Raw genomic sequence first — 5009 nt, forward strand, 5'->3', positions numbered from 1 at the left:
GATCGATCCCGAGTGAGGCGAGGCGATCCGGCTGGCCGACACCGGAAAGCTCCAGCAGTTTCGGCGTGTTGATCGCGCCGGCCGTCAGCAACACTTCTCGCCTGGCGCTGGCCTGGCGTGCCTCGCCGCCGGCGAGGTAGCCGACCCCCGTAGCCCGCTTGCCCTCGAACAGCACCTTCTCGACATGCGCCTTGGCGACCAGCCGCAGGTTGGGCCGCCGCAGCGCCGGGCGCAGGAATGCCTTGGCGGTGTTCCAGCGTATACCCTTGCTCTGGTTCACTTCGAAGAAGCCGGAACCCTCATTGTCGCCGTCGTTGAAATCCTCGCGCGGCATAATGCCGAATTCCTTCGCCGCGTCCTGCACTGTGTTGAGGATCGGCCAGGACAGGCGCTGCCGCGCCACTTTCCATTCGCCGCCGGAACCATGCAGCCTGGTCTTGCCGCCATGATGGTCTTCGGATTTGAGGAAATAGGGCAGCACGTCGTCCCAGCCCCAACCGACATTGCCCATCTGCCGCCAGCCATCATAGTCCGCAGCCTGGCCACGCATGTAGATCATGCCATTGACCGATGTGCAGCCGCCCAGCACCTTGCCCCTGGGATAGACCAGCGAGCGGCCGTTCAGGCCGGCCTCCGGTGCCGTCTTCATCATCCAGTCGGTGCGCGGATTGCCGATGCAATAGAGATAGCCGACAGGAATGTGCACCCAGTGGTAATTGTCGCTGCCGCCGGCCTCGAGCAGCAGCACGCGCGTCGCCGGATCTTCGCTCAGGCGGTTGGCCAGCACGCAGCCGGCCGTACCCGCGCCGACGATGATGTAGTCGTAGTCGCCGTCCAGCCTTTGGGTCATTCTGCTGCTCTGCCTGGTCCTGCGGCCTGTTCGGTCCAGAACGATCGCAGCGTATCGGCGAGGCCGCAATAGGCGCGATAACGCCTGGCATAATGTCGCTGCATGGCCGGATCCGGGCGGTAGGCGGCGCGTGACCGGGTCATGGCGTCGACGCCGGACTCATAGTCGGCGAACAGTCCGGCCCCCACGCCGGCGCCGATCGCCGCGCCAAGCGCGCCGGTCTCGCGGGCTTCAGGAACGGTGATCGGTACGCCGAGCCCGTCGGCGAAGATTTGCGGCCAATGTTCGCTGCGGGAGCCGCCGCCGGACAGCACCGCCTTGTCGAAGCTGACGCCGGCGTGTTTCAACACATCGATGTGGCGCCGGTGCTCGAACATGACGCCTTCGAACAGCGCGCGCAGCAGATGGCCTTCCCTATGCCAGCCGGCCAGGCCGTAGAAGCCGGCGCGGAACTCGGCGCCCTGGCCCGAGCCGTAGAGAAACGGGTGGAAAATCGGGTCGTCCCAGGCCGGCGTGACTTCGCCGACAGCTGCGTTGCAGTGGCCGAACGGATCGTCGTGGTGGCTGCCGCGCTCGACGAATTCGCGCACGTACCATTCAAGATTGGCGGCCGATGTCGCGCTGGATTCGATGTTGACGAAGCGGCCGGGGCCGAAACGCGCGACCATGAAAACATCGGGATCGACAACCGGCGCGGCGGAGAAAACCTGGTTGACCGACCAGGTGCCGGCAATGATCGAGGCTTCGCCGGGGCGCACGACGCCGGCCCCCATGGCGCTGGCGACAACGTCGAAATAGCCGGCGATGACCGGCGTGCCTTCTGCCAGCCCGGTTTCATCGGCCGCGCTGGCGGTGACCGCCCCGGCAATGTCGGCGCTGTCGAGCAGCCGCGGCAGTTTTGCCTGCGCGTCCTCGATGCCGTAGAGCGCGAGAAGCTCGCCATCATAGATGCCTTCGGGCATGCGGACGAGGCCGCAGCCGGACATGTCGGAGACATCGCTCACCTGCTCTCCGGTGAGGCAAAAGGCGATGAAATCCTTGCACAGCATCGCCGTGCCGGTCGCGGCATAAAGGTCGGGTTCATGCTGCTTGACCCAGGCCAGCAAGGTTGGCGTCTGCGCCGGCCAGGGCTTTTGCAGGCAGATCGCGTGCAGGGCCCCGGCGTTGCGCGAAGCCAGTTCCGCCGCCATGCCGGCGGCGCGGGTGTCGAGCGACTGGATGCCGATCAGCGGGGCGCCAACGCGGTCGATCAGATAGAGGCCGTTGCCATGGCCGGCGCAGCCGACAGCGGCGATCTGGCGTGCGTCGATACCAGCCTGCGCAATGCAGCGGCGGATGGCGTCGCGCGCAGCGGCCCACATATCGCCGAGGTCGCGTTCGACATAGCCGGGCCGCGGCGTGTGCGAGCGCCCGGCGACGGTGTGCATGGCGACCTGCCGCCCGGCGAGGTCGAACAGCACCGCCTTGATGATGGTGTTGCCGGCGTCGAGACCGAGCAGATATGCGGCCTGATCAGCCATTGTTGTAGATATCCCAGGCCTCCTCGCCGCCAGCGTCCTTGTGGATCATCGCCATCAGCGCGTTGACCACCGCCTTCGGGTTGGCATGCTGATAGATGTTGCGGCCATAGACCAGCCCTTTGGCGCCTTGTCTGAGCAGGGCCGACGATTTTGCCAGCACGGTCCTAAGGTCGTCCTTGCCGCCGCCGCGCACCAGCACCGGCACGCGCGCCGCCTCGACGACGCGGTGGAAATCCTCAGGCCGGTCCGTCGGATCGGCCTTGATGATGTCGGCACCCATTTCGGCGGCGAGCCGCACCAGGGTGACGATCTTCTCGGCATCGCCGTCGACCTGGTAGCCGCCGCGCACATCGTTGGCCAGCATCACCAGCGGCTCGATCATCAAGGGCATGCCGTATCTGTGGCAGGCAGCGCGGACCTTGCTGATGTTTTCGACACATTGGCGAAACAGCTCCGGCTCGTCGGGAAGCATGAACAGGTTGACGACGACGCAGGCTGCGTCCATCTCCAGCGCGCCGATGATCGGCTCGTCATGATTCTGCAGCATCGACCACATCACGCGGTGGCGCTGGGCGTTGTAAGGATTACCCATGTCGATGCGCATGACCAGCGCCGGCTTGTCCTTGTCCGGCCGCGATTGCAACAGATCGGCCTGCCCGTAGGCGAGTTGCAGCGCGTCCGGACCTGCCGCGATCAGCGTGTCGATGACTCGCGGCATGTCCTCCAGGCCGACGAGAAAATCCGGTTCATTGCAGACGCCGTGATCGAGCGCCACGTCGAGGCAATTGCCGTTGGTGAACATCCGGTTCATGCGGGCCTTGGCGCTGACCTTCATTTTCTGCTCCTGAAATCGTGCGTTGGTCGAGCATCTCCTGCGAGACGCCGTGATAGGTATCGAGTTCGGCAACCAGGCCCTGCACCTCGCGGTCGCGATGCTCATCGCTCCAGCCGCGCTCGGCGGCCAGTGCGTCGGCGATGCGTTCGATGGCTGCCATCGAGATGTCGCCGCAAATGGCAAGCGATGTGCGGCGCAGGATAAGGTCCGACAGACAGGTTACGAACTCATGCCGGGTCAGGTAGACGATTTCGGCTGCCGTCGTTTCGGTCCTGCTGTCCAGTCTGATATCGTCGGGACGCCCGACGCAAAACAGGACGATGTCGCGCGCACCGCTGCCATAGCGGTCGACAAGATAGGCGGCGCGGGCGCCGCCGATCGCGAACTCACCAGCCAGATCGGCCGCCAGCGACGCCGGGTCCCGGGGGAAGCCGAGGCCGCCGCCGATCGGCATGGTCAGCGTGCCGCAAAGGCGTTCGCGGCCAAGCTCGGCCAGCACTGCATCGGCCGCCTGTTCGGCGAAGGCGCGGAAGGTCGTCCATTTGCCGCCGATCATGCAGAACTGCGGGATGTCGCCGGCAATGCGATGCACGGAGTGGCCGCGCGAGATCCTGCCGGTGAAGGCATGGTTGCTCTTCGGCAGCGGCCGGATGCCGCTATAGGTGAACACGATGTCAGAGGCGTGAATCGGAATGGCAGGAAAGACCAACCGCGCCGCCGCCAGTATGTAATCGGCTTCCGCCGGTTCGCAGCGCACGCGTCTGGCTTCGCTGACGCGAATATCGGTCGAACCGACCAGCACCTTGCCGAGATAGGGGAACATAATGCAAACCCGGCCGTCGGCGTTCTCGAAGAAAATCATGTGGCCGCCAAGTGCCTGGTAAAGCGGCTCGTTGTTGAGGATGAGGTGTGAGCCCTTGGTGCCCTCGACCAGCGGTGCAGCAGGCTTTTCGGATGCGTCGAGCCGGGCGATGGCCGAATCGAGCCATGCGCCTGTCGCATTGACGATTGCCTTGGCGATGACAGGGAAGCGCTCGTTGGTTGTCGTGTCGATAAGTTCGAAGGCTGAACCGACGCGCGTGATCTCGGCGCGGTTGAGCGCCAGGCTGTCGGGCGCCAGGCGTCCGGCATCGAGCAGCAGTTCGATGCCCAGCCGTTCCGGATAGCTGATCCAGGCGTCGTAGTAGGTGGCGGAAAAGCGCAGCATCGGGTCGAGCGCCGGCCATTGCGCGAATGTCATCCTGGCGCCGCGGAAATTGTGGCGCGGCAGCGCCCGGCGCTTGCGCGTCGTCCAGTCATAGAGCGCGAGCCCCGCCTTGATCGCCAGTGCGCCGCGGCTGGAAGGAGCCTCAGAAAGCCCGAGAAGGCCTGCCGCCCCGTTCATCAGCCCTGAGAAGACGGTGCGGATCGGAATTACAGTCGGCAATGGCCGCACCATATGCGGCGCATTGGCCAGCAGCGCATCGCGTTCGCGCAACGATTCCTGCACCAGGCCGAACTCGCCATTCTCGAGATAGCGCAGACCGCCATGGATCATGCGCGAGGGGGCCGCACTGCAGCCCGAGCAGAAATCGTTGCGCTCGACCAGCAGCACCTTCAGGCCCTGCAGCGCCAGTTCGCGGAAAACGCCGATGCCGTTGATGCCGCCGCCCACGACGACGACATCGAACGCGCCATCCTGGCGGATCTTGTCGAGGATGAGGCTTCTCTGGTCAGGCATGGCTTCGCCGTTCGGCCGTCCGGCGGACGGCAGCTCGATTTGCTTCGGGTTCACAGGTGGCGGTCAGGCGTCGAGATTTGTCAG

General features: G+C 65.2%; 4 protein-coding genes. All 4 read right to left on the reverse strand.

Going from position 1 to position 5009, the window contains the following annotated elements; all coding sequences use genetic code 11:
- Positions 1–850 (reverse strand): GMC family oxidoreductase N-terminal domain-containing protein (locus EN742_RS24110; RefSeq protein WP_189375541.1); only part of this gene is annotated, 850 nt, incomplete at its 3' end.
- Positions 847–2370, reverse strand: a complete 1524-nt coding sequence (locus tag EN742_RS24115; RefSeq protein ID WP_127404787.1) for an FGGY-family carbohydrate kinase — start codon at positions 2368–2370, stop codon at positions 847–849. The genes EN742_RS24115 and EN742_RS24110, both read right to left, overlap by 4 nt.
- Positions 2363–3205 (reverse strand): class I fructose-bisphosphate aldolase, encoded by an 843-nt coding sequence (locus EN742_RS24120; protein ID WP_127404788.1) that lies wholly within the window; start codon positions 3203–3205, stop codon positions 2363–2365. Before EN742_RS24120 ends, EN742_RS24115 begins: the two co-directional genes overlap by 8 nt.
- A complete protein-coding gene (locus EN742_RS24125; RefSeq protein WP_128333363.1) occupies positions 3117–4925 on the reverse strand; it encodes a glycerol-3-phosphate dehydrogenase/oxidase in 1809 nt (602 codons plus the stop codon). Before EN742_RS24125 ends, EN742_RS24120 begins: the two co-directional genes overlap by 89 nt.
- Between the last annotated feature and the right edge of the window lie 84 nt (positions 4926–5009).

The sequence above is a fragment of the Mesorhizobium sp. M4A.F.Ca.ET.020.02.1.1 genome, from assembly GCF_004022645.1.
Classification (GTDB): Bacteria; Pseudomonadota; Alphaproteobacteria; order Rhizobiales; family Rhizobiaceae; genus Mesorhizobium.

Coding starts and splice junctions, on each gene's coding strand:
- EN742_RS24120 (WP_127404788.1), bottom strand. CDS start 3,205: ATGAAGGTCAGCGCCAAGGCCCGCATGAACCGGATGTTCACCAACGGC.
- EN742_RS24125 (WP_128333363.1), bottom strand. CDS start 4,925: ATGCCTGACCAGAGAAGCCTCATCCTCGACAAGATCCGCCAGGATGGC.
- EN742_RS24115 (WP_127404787.1), bottom strand. CDS start 2,370: ATGGCTGATCAGGCCGCATATCTGCTCGGTCTCGACGCCGGCAACACC.